14 protein-coding genes and 1 pseudogene are annotated in these 18,458 nt (G+C 74.6%); 8 read left to right on the forward strand and 7 right to left on the reverse strand.

All coding sequences use genetic code 11. From position 1 onward, the window contains the following. Positions 1–2 precede the first annotated feature (2 nt). Complete coding sequence (gene modA, locus RLT57_RS25315) at positions 3–851, reverse strand: molybdate ABC transporter substrate-binding protein (protein WP_311299558.1); 849 nt, start codon at positions 849–851, stop codon at positions 3–5. 247 nt (positions 852–1,098) lie between these two features. On the opposite strand from modA, the gene RLT57_RS25320 reads away from it, so the two are divergent. After that, on the forward strand, positions 1,099–1,584 hold the full coding sequence (locus RLT57_RS25320; protein WP_311299559.1) for a hypothetical protein: 486 nt from the start codon (positions 1,099–1,101) through the stop codon (positions 1,582–1,584). Between the two features lie 67 nt (positions 1,585–1,651). On the opposite strand, the gene RLT57_RS25325 is transcribed toward RLT57_RS25320, so the two are convergent. Further along, the gene (locus RLT57_RS25325) at positions 1,652–3,121 is read right to left on the reverse strand and encodes an MFS transporter (RefSeq protein WP_311299560.1); all 1,470 of its coding nucleotides are present in this window, start codon (positions 3,119–3,121) and stop codon (positions 1,652–1,654) included. A 129-nt stretch (positions 3,122–3,250) separates the two neighbouring features. Between RLT57_RS25325 and RLT57_RS25330 the strand changes: the two genes are divergently transcribed. The 5 genes and pseudogenes from RLT57_RS25330 to rsgA all read left to right on the forward strand — a co-directional run. Continuing rightward, positions 3,251–3,412 carry a hypothetical protein gene (locus RLT57_RS25330; RefSeq protein ID WP_311299561.1) on the forward strand — a complete coding sequence of 54 codons (162 nt, stop codon included), beginning with the start codon at positions 3,251–3,253 and terminating at the stop codon, positions 3,410–3,412. 39 nt (positions 3,413–3,451) lie between these two features. Then, on the forward strand, positions 3,452–4,738 hold the full coding sequence (locus RLT57_RS25335; protein ID WP_399129366.1) for an MFS transporter: 1,287 nt from the start codon (positions 3,452–3,454) through the stop codon (positions 4,736–4,738). A gap of 416 nt (positions 4,739–5,154) precedes the next feature. Further along, entirely contained in the window at positions 5,155–7,137 is a 1,983-nt protein-coding gene (locus RLT57_RS25340) for a glycoside hydrolase family 13 protein (protein WP_399129368.1), read from the forward strand. A gap of 33 nt (positions 7,138–7,170) precedes the next feature. Beyond that, positions 7,171–8,265, forward strand: a complete 1,095-nt coding sequence (locus RLT57_RS25345; protein ID WP_311299562.1) for a LacI family DNA-binding transcriptional regulator — start codon at positions 7,171–7,173, stop codon at positions 8,263–8,265. Between the two features lie 336 nt (positions 8,266–8,601). Continuing rightward, positions 8,602–9,098 (forward strand): annotated as a pseudogene (rsgA, locus tag RLT57_RS25350) (ribosome small subunit-dependent GTPase A); the annotation flags it as partial. A 90-nt stretch (positions 9,099–9,188) separates the two neighbouring features. On the opposite strand, the gene RLT57_RS25355 reads toward rsgA, so the two are convergent. From RLT57_RS25355 to RLT57_RS25370, 4 genes are all read right to left on the reverse strand, one after another. Continuing rightward, positions 9,189–9,320, reverse strand: coding sequence for a hypothetical protein (locus tag RLT57_RS25355; RefSeq protein ID WP_311299563.1), 132 nt, complete (start codon positions 9,318–9,320; stop codon positions 9,189–9,191). 290 nt (positions 9,321–9,610) lie between these two features. Next, complete coding sequence (locus RLT57_RS25360; protein ID WP_311299564.1) at positions 9,611–10,654, reverse strand: LacI family DNA-binding transcriptional regulator; 1,044 nt, start codon at positions 10,652–10,654, stop codon at positions 9,611–9,613. Between the two features lie 303 nt (positions 10,655–10,957). Continuing rightward, positions 10,958–11,440 carry a DUF456 domain-containing protein gene (locus RLT57_RS25365; protein WP_311299565.1) on the reverse strand — a complete coding sequence of 161 codons (483 nt, stop codon included), beginning with the start codon at positions 11,438–11,440 and terminating at the stop codon, positions 10,958–10,960. A gap of 351 nt (positions 11,441–11,791) precedes the next feature. Further along, the gene (locus RLT57_RS25370; RefSeq protein ID WP_311300863.1) at positions 11,792–12,766 is read right to left on the reverse strand and encodes a helix-turn-helix domain-containing protein; all 975 of its coding nucleotides are present in this window, start codon (positions 12,764–12,766) and stop codon (positions 11,792–11,794) included. A 2,353-nt stretch (positions 12,767–15,119) separates the two neighbouring features. Between RLT57_RS25370 and RLT57_RS25375 the strand changes: the two genes are divergently transcribed. Then, positions 15,120–16,160 (forward strand): protein phosphatase 2C domain-containing protein, encoded by a 1,041-nt coding sequence (locus RLT57_RS25375; protein WP_311299566.1) that lies wholly within the window; start codon positions 15,120–15,122, stop codon positions 16,158–16,160. Between the two features lie 129 nt (positions 16,161–16,289). Then, positions 16,290–18,032, forward strand: coding sequence for a pyruvate dehydrogenase (locus tag RLT57_RS25380; RefSeq protein WP_311299567.1), 1,743 nt, complete (start codon positions 16,290–16,292; stop codon positions 18,030–18,032). A 132-nt stretch (positions 18,033–18,164) separates the two neighbouring features. On the opposite strand, the gene RLT57_RS25385 is transcribed toward RLT57_RS25380, so the two are convergent. Beyond that, the gene (locus tag RLT57_RS25385; RefSeq protein WP_311299568.1) at positions 18,165–18,458 is read right to left on the reverse strand and encodes a fascin domain-containing protein; all 294 of its coding nucleotides are present in this window, start codon (positions 18,456–18,458) and stop codon (positions 18,165–18,167) included.

Consider the following 18,458-nt stretch of genomic DNA (forward strand, 5'->3'; position numbering starts at 1 on the left):
GCTCACGGGTTGAGGAAGCCCGCCTCGTTCAGCACCTTGTGGCCCTCGGCGGACTGCACCAGCGCGATGAACGCCTGCGCGCCGGTCGGATTGGGCGCGCCCTTCAGCTCAACGATCGGGTAGGCGTTGATCGCCTTGGCCGACTCCGGGAAGTCCACCCCGTCCACCTTGCCGCCGGCCGTGTTGACGTCGGTCTTGTAGACCACGGCCGCGTCGACCTCCTTGAGCTCCACCTTCGTCAGCGCCGCCTTGACGTCCTGCTCGTACGACACCGGGGTCAGCTTGAGGCTGCTCGCGGTCAGGGCGGTCTGCGCCGCGGACCCGCACGGGACGGTCTTGGCGCACAGCGCGACCTTGAGGCCGGGCTGCGTGAGGTCCTTCAGCGTGGTGATGTGCTTGGGGTTGCCCGGCAGGGTGGCGATCTCCAGCTGGTTGCGGACGAAGGTGGCCGGGGTGCCGTCCCCGTCGCCCGCGGCGGTGACGGTCTTCATGGTCTTGGGGCTGGCGGCGGCGAACACGTCGGCGGGGGCGCCGCCGGTGATGCTGGCCGCGAGCGAGTCACTGCCGGCGAAGTTGAACTCGACCTTGGTGCCGGGGTACGCGCTCTCGAACTCCTTGCCCAGTGTGGTGAAGCTCTCCTGCAGCGAGGCCGCGGCGAAGACCACGACCGTGCCGGAGACCTTCGGCGAGCTCGACGCCGACGTGGGTGCGGAGGTGGCCGCCGAAGGGGTGGCCGAGGACGCGTCGGAGGAGCTGTCGGAGTCCGACGAACAGCCGGTGAGCGCCAGCAGGGCGGCGGCGCTGCCGACTGCCAGGTATATGGTGCTGCGCCGTGCGAAACGGGTGGTCACAGGAAGTCTTCCTCTCTGCCGCGCGCGGTGGCGCGGATCCGCCTGTCTCGTTGGTCGCGACGATGATCCCGCATCTGCGAGGCCAATGGCCGCTGGGGCCTTGCACTGCCCGAACGATCCAGCCTTTCCCCTTCGCCTGTGCGATCACACGGACCGGGACCGGCCAACTTGCCGCGGATCCCGTCGCGGTCTTGCGCACGGGGCCGATCGGGCGCATATGAGAGGTATGACGGGAGTGACGGGCCGCATGTACGCGGCAGAAGACGCCGATCCCCAGCATCTGCGGCTACCTGAACCCGGGGCGGTCGTGCTGCTCGGCGATCTCGCCCGGCCGGACCTGCTCACCGTCGGAGCGCTGCGCGGTTGGCCCGAAAGGGCGGCCGAGGTCGGCTTCGAGTGCTCCGGCAGCGGCACCCGGCGGCACCGCTTCCAGGGCCCGCTGCTGTACGACGTGCTCACCGCGGCGGGCCCCGCCTTCGGGCCGGGCGGCCGTCGGGAGCGGCTGCGCTTCCCGGTCACCGTCACTGGTCGCGACGGCCATCGGGCCCTGCTGTCCTGGGCCGAGATCGACCCCGACTTCGGCGGCGCCCCCGTGCTGCCCGCCACCCGGATCGACGGCGTTCCGCTGGGCGCCGCGGGCCCGCAGCCGGTGCTACCGCAGGACCGCCGCGGCGCCCGCCACATCAGCGGTATCACCGCCGTCGGCGTCGAGGGATACCTTCCGGCCCGCTAGGGCCGGCGTGCCCGCGCTTCCCGGTCCGGGCCCGGACCGACCCCGGTCCGGCCGGGCCCGCCCGGCCTCACTCCGGTTTGTCGCCCACCACGGTCCCGCCGGGCACCAGCGCCAGTTCGGCGTGCGCGGGCTCGCCGTCCGTATCGCCGCGCGGGGTGCGGCCGGTGGCGGGTATCAGCAGCGCCGCCAGCGCGGCCACCACCAGCGCGCCCGCCAGCATCGTGAAGCCGTGCGTGTAGCCCGCCTCCCTGGGCAGGCCGTCGGCCGCCGGGCTCGCGGTGACGATGCTGGCCATCAGGGCGGCGCCGATGGAGCCGCCGATGGTGCGGATGTTGGCGTTCATGCCGCTGGCGACGCCGGTCTGCTCCGGCGGCACCGCGCTGACGATCAGGCTCGACATGGCCGAGAAGGCCAGCCCGAAGCCGACGCCCATGACCGCCGTCGCCACGAACAGCTCCCACCGCTCCTCGTGCGCGAAGGCCAGTACCGCCATCGACACGATGCCGACCAGGCAGCCGATGACCACGACCGCCTTGGCCCCGATCCGCCGGGCGAAACTGCCCGCCCACATGCCGACCAGGAACATCGTGACCGAAGACGGCAGCAGGATCAGCCCGGACTCGGTGATGCTGGCGCCGAAGCCGTACCCGGTGGACTTCGGGGTCTGCACGAACTCCGGCAGGAACGCGAAGACCGCGTACATACCGACCCCGATCAGCAGCGCGACCAGGTTGTTGGTCCACACCGCGGTTCGCCGCATCATGTTCATGTCGATGAGGGGAGCCGCGGAGCGCCGCTCCACCTCCACCCAGGCGACAGCCAGGACCGCCGCGGCGACCAGCAGACCGATCACCTTGCCCGACGCCCAGCCCCATGCCGGCGCCTCGCTGAGCGCGACCAGCAGTGCCACCAGCCACGCGGACAGCAGGACGGCGGGCAGCCAGCTGATCTTCCCCGCGGTCCGTACCGGCGACTCCGGTACGAAGAAGTGCGCGGCGACGGCGGCGGCGATGGTGAGGATCATCGGCAGCCAGAACAGCCAGTGGTAGTCCAGCGCGTTGACGATCGGGCCGGCCAGCACGATGCCCAGGCCCGCGCCGACCGCGCTGAGCGACGCGATCGCGCCGACGGCCCCGTTCAGCTTCTCCTTCGGGAACTCGTCCCGGATGATGCCGAAGGCCAGCGGCAGCACGCCGCCGCCGATGCCCTGGATGACCCGGGCGATGATCATCACCTGGACGTTGGTGGCGAGCGCGGCCAGCAGCGAACCCACGGCGAGCGCGGTGAGTGTCGCCACGAACACCCGTTCCTTGCCGATCATGTCGCCGATCCGGCCCATGATCGGGGTGAATATGGACGCCGACAGCAGATAGGCGGTCAGCACCCAGGTCACGGTGTTCTGGTCGGTGTGCAGGTCCACCGCGATGGTCGCCAGGACCGGCGTGACCAGTGACTGGAGCAGCGCGTACGCGGCGACGCCGGCCGCGAGCACCGCGAAGGTGACCTGATGGTGTGTGCGCCGGGTCTCTGCCGCCATGGGACTCCCTCGCCCGTCCGAAGAAACGGAATCATCATTCCGCCGATGGTTCACAGGTTAGCGCATGAGGAATTGCCATTCCGTTTCGGGTGTGCGGCGGTCGGCGGTCGGCATATGCTAAGGATGATCATGGGCTACCGGCTGGTCCAGGCCGTTCCGGTGGTCACCGTGGGCCGGCTCGGCGACATGTACGGCCGGGTGCGGATCTACAACTCCGGCTTCGCGGTCTTCACCTTCGCCTCCGTGCTCCTGTCCTTCGATCCGTTCGACGGCGGCCGCGGCGCGATGTGACTGATCGGCTGGCGGCTGCTGCAGGCCGTCGGCGGATCCATGCTGACCGCGAACTCGGCGGCGATCCTGACCGGCGCCTTCCCCGAGGAGCAGCGCGGCTTCGCGCTCGGCGTCAACCAGGTCGCCGGGCTCGCGGGGATGTTCATCGGCCTGGTGGCCGTCGGGGTGCTCGCCACCCGGGACTGGCGGGCGGTGTTCCGGATCAACGTGCCCGTCGGCGTCTTCGGCACCCTGTGGGCGTACCTCAAGCTGCGCGAGACCGGGCAGCGCGGCGGCGGCCGGATCGACTGGTGGGGCAACGTCACCTTCGCCGTCGGCCTGAGCGCCGTCCTGGTCGCCGCCGCCTACGGCCTCCAGCCCTACGGCGGGCACACCATGGGCTGGACCAGCCCGCTGGTGGTCACGATGATCACCGGCGGACTGCTGCTGCTGGCGGCCTTCGTCGTGATCGAGAACCGGGTCGGCGCGCCGATGATCACCCTCGGCCTGTTCCGGCTGCGCGCCTTCACCGCCGTCAACCTCGCGGGCCTGGACATCGCCATCGGCCGCGGCGGGATGCAGCTCGTGCTGATCATCTGGCTGCAGGGCATCTGGCTGCCGCTGCACGGCTACGACTACGGCGACACGCCCCTGTGGGCGGGCGTCTTCATGCTGCCGCTGACCGCCGGGTTCCTCGCCGCCGGGCCGGTCTCCGGGTACCTGTCGGACCGGCTCGGCTCCCGGGGCCTGGCCACCGGCGGCGCGCTGCTGTTCGGCGCCAGTTTCGTCGGCCTGCTGCTCCTGCCGATCGACTTCAGCTACTGGGTCTTCGCGCTGCTGATCGCGGTCAACGGGATCGCCAACGGGATGTTCGCCTCGCCCAACACCTCTTCGATCATGGGCAGCGTGCCAGCGCGGCTGCGCGGTGTCGCCGCGGGGATGCGGGCGACCTTCCAGAACTCCGGTACGGCGGTGTCGATCGCGGTCTTCTTCTCCCTGATGATCGCCGGACTGGCCAGCCGCCTGCCGCACACCCTTTCCAGCGGCCTCCAGCAGCAGGGCGTGCCCGCCGGTGTCGCCGGGCAGGTGGCGACGCTGCCCCCGGTCTCGACGCTGTTCGCCTCCCAGCCGGGCGTCAGCCCGATCGAGAGCCTGCTCCGGCTCACCGGGGTGCTGCCCACGCTGACGGCGGCGCAGCGGCGGAACCTGACCGGGCGCGAGTTCCTCCCGCACCTGATCTCCGGGCTCTTCCACTCCGGCCTGGTCATCGTGTTCGGCTTCGGCGCCGGGCTGGCCGTCCTCGCCGCCATCGCCTCCCTGCTGCGCGGCGGCCGAACCACCCCCTGAGCCGCCCGGGTACGCGGAAAGCCGCTGCAAACACTTGCGGTCGCGTAGGCTACCCGCCGCTGACAGCCGGGTAAAGGGTCCGGACGCGGCGAACGCCCCCGGCGGCGGAACGGGACAAGGACCGGACCGGACGGGACCGTACCGCCGGGCGAACGGCGTCGGCGGACCCGCGGTCCGGCCGCCCCGACGGCTCCCGAAACCGGCCGTATGGGGCCGTATCCCTTGCCGGTTCATGCGCCGCGTTACGGCAGTAGCACCATCTGCTGATCCTGTAAAAAGCTTCTTGCAAGGGCTTTCGCAAGCGGTTGCGGCGCTGTTACCTTCCTCGTCAGCCCGAGGCGGACGCCACCGGAAGGCGGCCGGAAGGCCGGCGGAGGCCGGCGCCCGCGCGGCGGGACCTGGACCGGGAGGAATCCATGAGCCAGCACCTCAGTGACGCGCCGGCCCCCGTTGCCGCCGTCCTCCCCGCTGTCGCCGGTACGGACCGGGACTGGTGGCGGGACGCGGTCATCTACCAGGTCTATCCGCGCAGTTTCGCCGACGGCGACGGTGACGGGGTGGGCGATCTGCCCGGAGTCACCGGCCGGCTGCCGTATCTGCGGGATCTGGGGGTGGACGCGGTCTGGCTGTCGCCGTTCTACGTGTCGCCGCAGGCGGACGGCGGGTACGACGTGGCGGACTACCGTGCGGTCGACCCGGTGTTCGGGGAGCTGGCGGACGCGGACGCCCTGGTACGGGAGGCGCACGGACTGGGCCTGCGGGTGATCGTGGACCTGGTGCCGAACCACTGCTCGGACCGGCACGAGTGGTTCCGGCAGGCGCTGCGCGAGGGACCGGGATCGCCCGCCCGGGCGCGCTTCCACTTCCGGCCGGGCAAGGGCGCCGACGGCGAACTGCCGCCGAACGACTGGGAGTCGGTGTTCGGGGGCCCGGCCTGGACGCGGACGGCCGACCCGGACGGCACACCGGGCGAGTGGTATCTGCACCTGTTCGCGCCGGAGCAGCCGGACTTCGACTGGGAGCACCCGGCGGTCCGCGACGAGTTCCGTTCGGTACTGCGGTTCTGGCTGGACCGGGGGGTCGACGGCTTCCGGGTGGACGTGGCGCACGGGCTGGTGAAGGCCGCCGGACTGCCGGACGTGGGCCGTACGGGGCAGGTCTCGCTGCTGGGCGCGGCGCGGGTGCCGTACTTCGACCAGGAAGCGGTGCACGGGATCTACCGCGAGTGGCGGCGGGTACTGGAGGAGTACGGCGGGCAGCGGATCGCGGTCGCCGAGGCGTGGACGCCCACGGTCGAGCGGGCGGCGCGGTACCTGCGCCCCGACGAGCTGCACCAGGCGTTCAACTTCGAGTACCTGACCACCGCGTGGGACGCGGAGGCGCTGCGTGCCGTGATCGACAGGTCGCTGCTGGCGATGGGCGCGGTGGGCGCGCCGGCCACCTGGGTGCTGTCGAACCACGACGTGACCCGGCACGCGACCCGCTTCGGGAACCCGCCCGGCGGCACCCAGTCGCGCGAGGCGGGCGACCGCGTCCTCGGGCTGCGGCGGGCGCGGGCGGCGACGCTGCTGATGCTGGCGCTGCCGGGGTCGGCGTACGTGTACCAGGGGGAGGAGCTCGGGCTGCCGGACGTGACGGACCTGCCGGACGAGGTGCGGCAGGACCCGTCGTTCTTCCGTGCCGCGGGGCAGGAGGGCTTCCGCGACGGGTGCCGGGTGCCGATCCCGTGGGCGGGAGCGGAGCCGCCCTACGGTTTCGGGCCGGAGCCCGGCGGGCCGAGCTGGCTGCCGCAGCCGGCCGGCTGGGCGGAGCTGAGCGTCGAGGCGCAGACCGGGGACCCGGAGTCCACGCTGGAGCTGTACCGGGCGGCCATCGCGCTGCGCCACGAGCACCCGGCGCTGGGCGCGGGCACCGCGGTGACCTGGATCGACGCCCCGGACGGAGTGCTCGCCTTCCGCCGCGACGGCCACGACCCCGAGGACGGGAGGGACGCCCGCGGGGCGTACGACGGGGAAGCGGCGCGGGAAGCGCGCGGGAGCGGGGCCGGGCGGCCGTACCGCGGCGGGCCGGACGCCCGCACCCGCCAGGACGCCCGCACCCGCCAGGACGCCCGCACCGGGCAGGAAGGGCGCGGCGTGGGAGACGGGCGCGGCTTCGTCTGCACGGTCAACCTCACCGCGTCCCCGGTGGTGCTCCCGGCGCCGGGGCGGGAACTGCTGAGCAGCGGCGCGCCCGCCAGGGCCGTCACGGCGCAGACCGCCGGCCGCCCCGCCGCCGTCCGAGCGACCGTACCGGGCGTCTCAGGACCGGCTTCGGGCAGCGTGCCGGACGTCCCGGGCGCCGCTCCCGGTCCCCGCGTCGTGATCGCGCCGGACACGGCGATCTGGTGGGCGGTCTGACGTGCCGGCGTCCCGTCCCCTAGCATCGCGGGTGTGACCGCACGGCTCGCCGACATCGCAGCCCAGGCGGGGGTCAGCGAGGCGACGGTCAGCCGGGTGCTCAACGGCAAGTCCGGCGTCGCCGCGGGCACCCGCCAGTCCGTACTGGCCGCCCTCGACCTGCTCGGCTACGAGCGTCCGGTGCGGCTGCGGCAGCGCAGCGCGGGCCTGATCGGGCTGATCATCCCCGAGCTGGAGAACCCGATCTTCCCCGCCTTCGCCCAGCTCATCGGCCAGGCCCTCACCCGCCGCGGGTACACCCTCGTCCTGGCCACCCAGACCCCCGGCGGCTCCACCGAGGACGAACTCGTCGAAATGCTCGTCGAACGCGGTGTGGCCGGCATCGTGTTCACCTCGGGACTCCACGCCGACTCCACCGCCGACACCGAGCGCTACGCCCGCCTGCGCGGCCAGGGCGTCCCGTTCGTCCTCATCAACGGCTTCTCGCCGAAGATCGACGCGCCCTTCGTCTCGCCCGACGACCGCGGCGCCGTCCGCCTCGCCGTCACCCACCTCACCGCGCTCGGCCACCGCAGGATCGGACTCGCCGTCGGCCAGCGGCGGTTCGTCCCCGTACAGCGCAAGATCGAGGGCTTCGTCGCCGCCACCCGCGACCTGCTCGGCCAGTCCGAGGAGGAGTCCCGGCGCCTGGTCCAGCACTCGCTGTTCAGTCTGGAAGGCGGCCAGGCCGCCGCGGGCGCGCTGCTCGCCGCCGGCTGCACCGCCGTCGTCTGCGCCTCCGACATGATGGCTCTCGGCGCGATCCGCGCCGCCAGGACACGGGGCCTGTCGGTGCCCGCGGACGTCTCGGTGGTCGGATTCGACGACTCGGCGCTGATCGCGTTCACCGACCCGCCGCTGACCACCATCCGGCAGCCGGTCGCGGCCATGAGCCAGACCGCGGTGGACGCGCTGCTGGAGGAGATCGGCGGCACCCCCACACCCCACAGCGAGTTCGTCTTCATGCCCGAACTCGTCGTGCGCGGCTCCACCGCCGCCGGACCGTCGGCCCGGTCCGCCCCGGCCCCCGCGGCCCCGGCCCCCTCCGCCGCGGACCCGCGGGGAGATCGGACGCCGTCGGCGTATTGACGCCGCCGACACGGGGAGCGATGGTCATGTCGCGTACCGCTCCGGCCGCGACCGCCGCCAACGCGGCAGGGCCGGACGCCGTCCGAGACGCGCGGACGGCGGCACGTCCCGCACCCGGCCGGCGGCCGACCACGGCTGCGGTCCCGGCCGGCTGCGGTCCTTCGGGGCGGGGGTCCGGCGGCGACTCGGCGCCGGACCCCTGAACGTCGCGCGGTGCTCGGTATGTCCGACTTCGTACCGACCGGGAGTGGTCAAGATGAGATTCGTCGGAAAGTCCCGCGCCGCGTCCTTGACCCCAGGCCGCCGACCGGCGTCCCTCGCGCGTTCCCTGCCCGGGGCGCTTCGGGAGCCGGCAAGTCCACGCTGGCCAACGCGCTGCTGGGGTGGGACGCGCAGGAGGTCCGGGCGGTCAGGGACGCCGACGGCAAAGGGCGGCACACCACGACCACCCGGGACCTGCTGCCGATGCCCGGCGGCGGGGTGCTGACCGACACACCGGGGCTGCGCGGGGTCGGGCTGTGGGACGCCGAGTCCGGGCTGGGCCGGGTCGTCGCCGAGACCGGGTGACTGGCCGGGGACTGCCGCTTCCACGACTGCTCGCACCAGTCGGAACCCGGGTGCGCGGTGCTCGCCGCGCTGAAGGACGGCATCTGACGCACCGCCGGCTGGAGAGCTACCGCAGGCTGCTGCGGGAGAACGCCTGGCTCGTCTCGCGCACCGACCAGCGGCTGCGCTCGGAACTGCGCCGCGAGTGGAAGCAACGCTCCGCGGCCGACCGGGAGATGTACGAGCGCAAGCGCGGCGGGGGCTGCGGACACCGCCGCACCCGCTGAGCCGACCGCGGGCCGCCAGGCCCTACGGCGGCGGTCGCCTGCCCCCCCGGCGGCCGCCGCGTCAGCGGGTGCCGCCCACCGGGCGGGCGCTCATCGGGCCCCGCCGCCGCGGCCGTGCCGGCGCCGGACGGCGATCGGACTGCCCGCGCTCCAGAACGACCCGATGACACCGGCGACCACGAGTGCGACGATCACGATCCCGAGAATCACGCTGTAGGCCATGCCGAACCCTCCTCGCCTCACGCGCGGTCTTCACCGCACTTTCACGTTCGCTGCCCGAACGTGACATTCCCGTTGCTCGGCGTTTCCAACCCACGGTTCGACGAGCGGAGTTCACGGGACTCACGGGACTCACGGGGTCCGCGGTTCGGCGGGTGCCGCAAGGGGCGGCAGCGCGGACCCGGCGGCCCGCCCCCGACGCCCGGCGCCGTCACCGCCGGCCCCAAGGCCCCGGCAGCGCCCAGAGGCATCCGGCGCGCCCGGCGCCGCCCGGCCGCCAGCTCAGCCGGCCCTCACGCCGAAGCCCGTATCACCAGCTGGGTCGGGGTCACGATCGACGACAGCGCCGGTACCCCGTCCGAGCCGTTCGCGGCGCTCGGCGGCGCCACCCTGCGCAGCAGCAGACGGGCCATCATCCGGCCCATCTCCTCGATGTTCTGCCGGACCGTCGTCAGCGGCGGGTCGGTCCACTCGGCGACCGACGTGATGTCGTCGAAGCCGACCACCGCCACGTCCTCCGGCACCCGCAGCCCCCGGTTGCGCAGCACCCGCAGCGCGCCCGACGCCATCACGTCGGACGCCGCGAAGACCGCGTCCAGGTCCGGGTGGCGGTCCAGCAGCTCGGCCATCGCGCGGGCGCCGCCCTCCGGGGTGAAGTCGCCCTCGACGATCAGCCCCGGGCCGATGTCCGGCAGCGCGTCGCGGAAGCCGTCCAGCCGGTCCTCCGAGGCGGTCTGGTCCAGCGGTCCCGCGATATGGCCGATCCGGCGCCGCCCGAGGCCGAGCAGATGGCGGACCGCCTGATGGGCGCCGCCCCGGTTGTCGCAGTCGACGTACAGCGTGTCGCCGTCCGACCAGCTCGGGCGACCGCCTATCACCGTCGGCACCCCCGCCTTGCGTGCCATCTCCGGCAGCGAGTCGTCGGAGTGCAGCGAGAAGATCAGCGCGCCGTCCACGTGGCCGCCCGCCAGATAGCGGCCCACCCGCCCGTAGTCCGCCGCGCCCTCGGTCAGCAGCAGCACCAACTGGTTGTCGTGTGCGGTGAGTTCACGGCTGATGCCGCGTACCTGCTGGGCGAAGAACGGGTCGGTGAAGAACCGGGTCTCCGGCTCGGCCACCACCACCGCGATGGCGTCGTTGCGCCGGGTGACCAGGGTGCGGGCGGCCTGGTTGGGTACGTAGCCCAGCTCGTCGACCGCCTGCCGGACCCGTTCGGCCAGCGGCGCCCGTACGCCGTCGCTGCCGTTGACCACACGCGAGGCCGTCGCCCGTGAGACGCCGGCCCGCGCCGCCACCTCCTCCAGCGTGGGGCGGGGCGCGAAGGACGGGTCGGACACGGAGGGCTCCTCGGCGCGCGGATAACAAAAACTTTCGAGTGAATAGCGGTGTGCACAGCGTATCCGGTCACCGGCTGGTGTGTGAGAGCGCTCTCCGGGTTGCTCCCAGTGGTGAAGCCCGGCCGCGGGCGCCGGAGCGGGTACCGCCGGTGGGCCGCGGTGGGAGCGCCGCCGGCGGGGTCCCGTGGCGGGTTCGGGCGGCGGGTTCCGGTGCTGGGTTCGGGCGGTGGGCTCCGGCGGCGGGTTCGGGTGGCGGGCTCGGGCGCCGGGGGCGTGCCGGGGAGGCTCGGGGCGCCCCTGCCCTCAGCCGGCCACCGCCGCGCCCAGCCAGGCGCCCGCCACCAGCAGGCAGGCCAGCAGCTCCACCAGGACCGAGCCGCCCACCGTGCGCATCACCCGGCGGGTGGCCGACCAGGCCGTACGGTGGCCGCCCAGCCGGTGGCGCTCGATCGCGTAGACCGTCCCGGTGAAGCCGAGCACCGCGCCCACCACCGGCAGGACGCAGAACCCGGCGGCCGCCACCCCGCTCGCGGCGAACACCGTCCCGAGGGCCACCCCCGAGTCGCGGATCCGGCGCGGCGGCAGCAGCCACAGGACCACCTGGGCCACCGCCAGCAGAGCGGTCGCCCCGGCGAGTACGCCCCAGGTCAGGCTGGTGTGCTCCGACGTGGCCCACCACACCACGGCCGCCCAGCACAGCAGCGTCCCCGGTACGCCCGGGGCCGGCACGCCGGCCAGCCCGAGCAGCATCACCGCGCCGATCAGGCACACCTGTGCGGTCCCCATGAGGGCAACCCTGCCCGAAGACCGCCGGGGACGCCCGCCCGGGGTGGGCATGAGGAGTCTGTGGGGGCATCGGACCAGGTCAGCGCGGGATCGGGGCGACCGGCGGGGGCCTGCGGCTGAACGGGCGACCGGGAGCCGGCGGCCCCGGACCGGGGGAGTCGGCGGCGTCCCGGCCGGCGCGGGACGCCGGCCGTTCGGGCCCCGGCCGGGAGACGGGGCCCGGCGGCCCGGCGCCCCTCACGTCCTACGTCCGCCACGCCCGCTCGGGCGCGGGACGTCGGCCCCCAGGCCGGCGGCCGGGACACCGACCCCGGCGGCGCGGCGCCTCTTCGTCCCTACGTCCTGCGGCCGCTACGCCCGCACGCGGGAGACCCAGCCGCGCTCGTACGCCTGCCAGCCCAGTTGCAGCCGGGTGGTCACCCCGGCGATCTCCATCAGCCGTCTCACCCGGCGCTGGACGGTCCGCAGGCCCAGGTCGAGCTGCTTGGCGACGGAGGCGTCGGTCAGGCCGGCGAGCAGCAGCGAGAGGATCTGCAGATCCGTTCCGTCCGGCTGCCCCGGGGCCTCCTCGACGAGCCGGCCGACGCCTTCGAGCCGCAGCGGCATCGCCTGCCGCCAGACCTGCTCGAACAGCCCCATCAGCGACTCCAGCAGTCCGCTGGCGTGCACCACCAGCGCGGCGGGCTCGGCGAGCCTGCGGGTCAGCGGTACCAGCGCCGTCGAGCGGTCGGCGACCACCAGTTTGGTCGGCACCCGGTCCACCACCCGTACCTGCTCGTTGCGGCCGAGCGCGGCGGCCAACTCGGTGAGACCGCCGGCGGCGGTGACCACGTCCCGCTCGACGACGACGCGGTACGCGACCCCGCGCCCGGCGCCGTCCTCCTCCGCCTCGTTCTCCGCCGCGGTCACGGCCACCGGGCGGTCGGTGACCAGGGCGCACACCTCGCGCTGCGCGCCGAACCAAAGCCGCAGGAACCGCTGGGCGACCGCGCCGGCGCCGGTCACCACCTCGATCAGGTCGTGCACGGCCGGTTCGGTGGCCTCCGCGCGGAACTCGGCGGCCAGCGCCGCCTGCTCCAGTCCGTGCCGCTGCCGGGTGAGCAGCGCGGACAGCGCGGCCCCCGGCGGCGCGGCGACCCAGCGGCCCGGCCGGGCGGAGGACCGCGCGACCAGGCCGTGGTCCTCGAGCCGGCGCAGCACCCGGCCGGTGTCGTCCTCCGGCAGGCCCAAGCGGTGCGACAGGTCGCCCACTTCGGCGGCGCCGAGGCCCACCAGGACCCGGTAGGCGGATTTTTGGACGTCGTCCAGGCCGATGGCGCCGAGCAACGAAGCCCCCCTCGTCGTAGTGCGTTGTCGTTCGTTGTCGTTCGTCGTGTCCGTCGTCATGTGGTGCGGTGCTCTGCGGTGCTCTGCAAGTTGTTCTACGGTGCGTGCCGCGCGTCCTCGTGGCGGTGCGGTGCGGTGCTGCTGTGCCGCCGTCCGGTGAGCGGTCGGACGTGGCGGGGTGCGGCGGGGCGGCGCTCGGCCCCGGTCGTGCGCCGGGGAGGCGGACATGGCGGGAATGAGCCACGGCGGTTTTCCGCCGCGGCCATCCTCTCCCTCCCGGGGCGGCCTCTGCCACTGTGATCCGCGCCGCACGCGGGGCCGGCAGGTCCGGGGAGGGCGTGCGGACCGGTGGAAACGGCCCTGACCGTGGGGGCAGGGCCGGCCCGGCGGCGTTTCGCGTTTCCCGTCGGGCCGGGCGGTGGACAATAAGGGCATGAGCCAGCAGGGCGACGAGCACGGTACCCAAGAAGACGACTGGTGGCGGCAGTTGTACGACGAGGGGACCGCGGCGGGCGGTAGGCCGCGCGCCGCCGGGCCCGGCGGCGCGTCGGTCGACGCGCACTTCGACTCGGCGCTCGACGCGATGACGCCGCCCCCGCCGCCGCGCCCGGAGGCGCTCCGCCTGCGGCGCCCCACCCCGCCCCCGCCGCCGCCTTCCTGGCCCCGCCCGACCCGCGACGCGCCACCCGCCCCGATCGTCCCGCCCGCGGCGCCGCATCCCGCCGCGCCTCCGGTGGCGCAGGAGCCGTCCGCGCCGGACCGTGGCGAACCGGTCCCCGAGGAGCGGCAGCCGGACGCCGCGGTGACCGCGGAGCCGTCCGCCGAGGGCTTCGAGCCGTGGGACGCGTGGAGCGCCCCGCCGACTTTCGGCGCGCCCCCGGCGTCCGTACCGCCGCAGGCCCCGCCGCCTGCGGAACCCGGGGCCGGAGCCGGTGCCCGCGAAAGCCCGGAGCCCTCCCCTTGGGACCCCTGGTCCGCTCCTCCCACCTTCACCGACGGCGAGGCGGAGGCGGACGCGGAGGTGGAAGCGGAGGTGGAAGGCGACACCGAGCGGCCCGGACCGCTGTCCCGCGGGGCCGCGCGGCAGTCCGCCGAGGGCGCCGAGGAGGAGCTACGGCCCTGGGACGCGTGGTCGGCCGAGCCGACGTACGGCGGCGGAGACGCTCCCGCCCGGCGGACGAGCGAGCCGCCGCCGGCCCAGCCGTGGGACGCGTGGGTCGCGCCCCGCTCACCCGCCCGGCCGAACACCGCCCCCGCGGCGGGGCCGAACCCGGCGCCCACGGCGCCGGTTGCCCCCACCGCCCCGCCCGCCGCCGAACACTGGGGCCCGCCGACCGCGCCCGCACCCCTGCCGGCGGCCCGGCCGTCACCCGCGCAGCCCGCGACGGCGGCCGACCCCGTGCCCGATTCCCCGACACCAGCGCGGTCCGACCCGGCGCCGCGGTCCGAGCCCGCGCCGGGACCCGACCCCGCGCCGGGGCTCCCGTCCGGGCCCGCGTCCTTGCCGGAACCCGTGCCTGGATCCGTGTCCTTGCCGGGGTCCGAGGCCGAGTCCGTGGCTGAGCCGGCGGCCGAACCCGGGCCCGAGCCCGCGCCTGAGCCCCCGTCCGGCCCCGCGCCGGGGCTCCCGCCTGTGGCTGGGTCCGTGTCCTCGCCGCGACCCGAGGCCGAGTCCGCGGCCGGACCCGGGCCTGAGTTCGCGCCCGCGCCGCCGCCTGTGGCTGAGCCTGTCTCCTCGCCGGGCGCGGAGCCCGCGCCTGAGCCCCCGTCCGGCCCCGCATCGGAACCCGCGGCTGAACCCGGGCCCGCGTCCGCGCCGGGGCCCGAGCCCGTGTACGAACCCGAGCCCGTGTACGAACCCGAGCCGACGCCGCACCCAGCGGCGCCGCCCGGTGCTGATCGGGGCTTCCCGGTGCCGTCGGGGCCCGGACCCGCGTCACCGCCCGACCCTCGCGCGGCACAGTGGGCCGAGTCCGCGGCGGTGAGGGCGCCCGATGACGTACCGCCGCCCGAGCCGGAGGGGGAGGGGGCGGCGCCGGTCGATCCGGTCGCGCCCGCCCGCGGAGACCTGGAACCCGAACCGGCGCCCGACGGTGTGCCGGAGGCGCCCCCGGCAGAGGCACCCGCGTCCGCGGCGCCTTCCGGCTCCGTACCGCGGCCTGTGCCGTTGCCTGAGGCCGGATCGCCGTCGGTGTCTCGGGGTGTGCGGGATGGCGGGCCGGTGCCGTCGCTCGGGGAGTCGGCGGGGTCCGCGCCCCGCGACGTACCGGCGCCCGGCTCCGTACCGCTGCCCGTGCCGTTGCCCGAGCCCGAACCGCCGTCCGCGCCGGAGGACATACGGCGTTCCGCACCCGTGTCCGAGGATCCGCCGGGGACGGTGGACCTCTTCCGGCCGGCTGCCGCCAGCGCGCTGCGGCCGGCCGAGGCGGCCGGGGTCGTGCCCGTGTCGCGTGCCGGGCGGGGGGAGACCGGGTTCGTGGAGGGCGAGGTGCGGTGGGCGCCGGAGCTGCCGCCCGGGTGGGAGCCCGCGTGGGAGTCGGGGGAGAGCGTGGGGGCGCCGGAGGTGGTGGGCGGCGGGCCGCCCACGTACAGCCCGGAGCCGACCGCCTGGCCGCAGGCGGATCCGGACGGACTGGACGGGCTGCTCGCGGACACCGTGCTGGACGGGGCGTCGTACGGGCGGCTGACGATCAGGACGGTGGCGACGCGCGGGGATTCCGCCCGGTACCGGGGCCAGCCGCGCCGGGACGCCCTGCTCACCGCCCGGTTCGGGGCCGGGGACGACGCGCTGCTGCTGGTGGCGATGGCGAGCGGGGCGCGGGCGGCCGACGACGCGCACCTGGCCGCGCAGGACGCCGTGCGGTGGATCGCGGCAGCGGTGGGGCGCAGCCGGCAACGGCTGGCGGACGACCTGCGGGCGGCGCGGCGCGGCTCGCTGAAGTCGGGCCTGCACCGGCTGACCGACCGCTGCTACGGGCGGTTGCGGGCGCGCGGCGCGGAGCTGGGCCTCGACGAGGGCACGTACACCGCGTCGCTGCGCTGCCTGCTGCTGCCCGCCGACCCGCAGTGCCGGATCCGGCTGGTCTTCGGGGTGGGGGAGGGCGGCCTCTTCCGGATCAGGGACGGGGCCTGGCAGGACCTGGACCTCGCCCCCGACGAGACCTCCGCGCCGTTCCGGTTCCGGGCCGCCGTCGCCCAGCCGGGTGACGCGCTGCTGATGTGCAGCCCCGGTCTGGCCGAACCGCTGCGCGGCGAGCCGAAGCTGGCCGCGCATCTGGCCGCCCGCTGGGGCGCGGGCAGGGTGCCGGGGCTCGCCGGCTACCTCGCGGACGCGCAGACCCGGGTCAAGGGGTACGCCGACGACCGTACGGCGGTGACCGTCTGGGACAGGTGAGCGCCGGCCCGCCTCCTCGCGGACCGCCTCTCCGCCGGCCCGCTCTTCCCTCGGCCCGCCTCTCCGCCGGCCCGCCGGGGTGCCGTCCGCCGGGATGCGGGGCGGCTGCCCCTGTGCGCAGATGGGTACATGCCGAAGCAGACCGTTGCCGAGCAGTTCATCGAGGTCCTGGTACGCGCGGGCGTGCGCCGCCTGTACGGGGTGGTGGGCGACAGCCTGAACCCCGTGGTGGACGCGGTACGCCGCAACCGTTCCATCGCATGGGTCCACGTGCGGCACGAGGAGACCGCCGCCTTCGCGGCCGGTGCCGAGGCGCAGCTGACCGGGCGGCTGGCGGCCTGCGCCGGCTCCTGCGGGCCCGGCAACCTGCACCTGATCAACGGCCTGTACGACGCGCACCGGTCGATGGCGCCGGTGCTGGCACTCGCCTCGCACATCCCCAGCAGCGAGATCGGCACGACGTACTTCCAGGAGACGCATCCGGACCGGCTGTTCCAGGAGTGCAGCCACTACAGTGAGCTGATCTCCAACGCCCGGCAGATGCCCCGGGTGCTGCAGACCGCGATCCAGCACGCGGTCGGGCGCGGCGGTGTGTCGGTGATCAGCCTGCCCGGCGACATCGCCGCCCACGAGGCGCCGCAGCGCAGTGTCGAGCACGCCCTGGTCACCCGGCGCCCGAGTGTCCGGCCCGGCGACACGGAGATCGACGAACTGGCCCGGCTGGTGGACGCCGCCTCCCGGGTCGCGCTGTTCTGCGGCAGTGGCACGGCAGGGGCGCACGACGAGGTGATGGCCTTCGCCGAACGCGTCAAGTCCCCGGTGGGGCACGCGCTGCGCGGCAAGGAGTGGATCCAGTTCGACAACCCCTACGACGTCGGCATGAGCGGACTGCTCGGCTACGGCGCCGCCTACGAGGCCATGCACGAGTGCGACCTGCTGATCCTGCTGGGCACCGACTTCCCGTACAACGCCTTCCTGCCCGACGACGTGACGATCGTCCAGGTCGACGTGCGGCCCGAACACCTCGGCCGCCGCTCCAAGCTGGACCTGGCGGTGTGGGGCGACGTGCGGGAGACGCTGCGCTGTCTGACCCCGAAGGTGCGGGCCAAGTCCGACCGGCGGTTCCTGGACCGGATGCTGAAGAAGCACAGCGAGGCCCTGGAAGGCGTGGTGAAGGCGTACACCCGCAAGGTGGACAGGCATCTGCCGATCCACCCGGAGTACGTGGCCTCGGTGCTGGACGAGGAGGCCGCGGACGACGCGGTGTTCACCGTCGACACCGGCATGTGCAACGTGTGGGCGGCCCGTTATCTGACGCCCAACGGCAAGCGGCGGGTGATCGGTTCGTTCTCGCACGGCTCGATGGCGAACGCGCTGCCGCAGGCGATCGGGGCGCAGTTCCTGGACCGGCGGCGCCAAGTGGTGTCGATGTCCGGCGACGGCGGCTTCACCATGCTGATGGGCGACTTCCTGACCCTGGTGCAGTACGAACTGCCGGTCAAGGTGGTGCTGTTCGACAACTCTTCGCTGGGCATGGTGGAGTTGGAGATGATGGTCGAGGGGCTGCCGGCCTACGGCACCACCAACCGCAACCCGGACTTCGCCGCCATCGCGCGCGCGGCGGGCGCGTACGGGGTGCGGGTGGAGAAGCCGAAGGAGCTGCGCGGTGCCCTGCGGGACGCCCTCCGGCACAAGGGGCCGGCGCTGGTGGACGTGGTGACCGACCCGCACGCGCTGTCCATCCCGCCGAAGATCACCGGCGAGCAGATCGGCGGCTTCGCGCTGTCGATGGGCAAGATGGTGCTGGACGGCGGTGTCGGCACGATGGTGCAGCTGGCCCGGTCCAACCTCCGCAACGTGCCGCGTCCCTGAGCCGGCGGGCCGGCCGCGCGGGGGCGGGGGCGCGGGGCGGGCGCGGACAAGGACGTGCCGCGCCCGTCCTGTCGCCGACGGGGCGGCACGTTCGCCGTACGGACCGGGGAAGGCCGCGCGGGCGGCCCGGCCTCAGTCGTTGATCAGGTCGGACTCCTCCCACGGCCCGATCGCGGTGCGGTTGGCGATCAGCGGCGAGGCGCCCGCGTTGTCGGCGGTCACGTACTGGCCGTTGGCGTGCGCCCGCGGTGAGATCACGGGGCTGCCGCCGGCCGGCTGGGTGCTGCCGCCGTCGAGCCCGATCTGTACGTTGCCCAGGTGCTTGGCGGCGGTCGCCGGGGTGCCGGTGACCTGCGCGTAGGGCAGCGAGGTGGTCAGGTTCGAGGTCCGTTCCACCAGGTAGGACTGGCCGGATGAGACCGGCAC

This window comes from Streptomyces sp. ITFR-21 (assembly GCF_031844685.1).
Classification (GTDB): Bacteria; Actinomycetota; Actinomycetes; order Streptomycetales; family Streptomycetaceae; genus Actinacidiphila.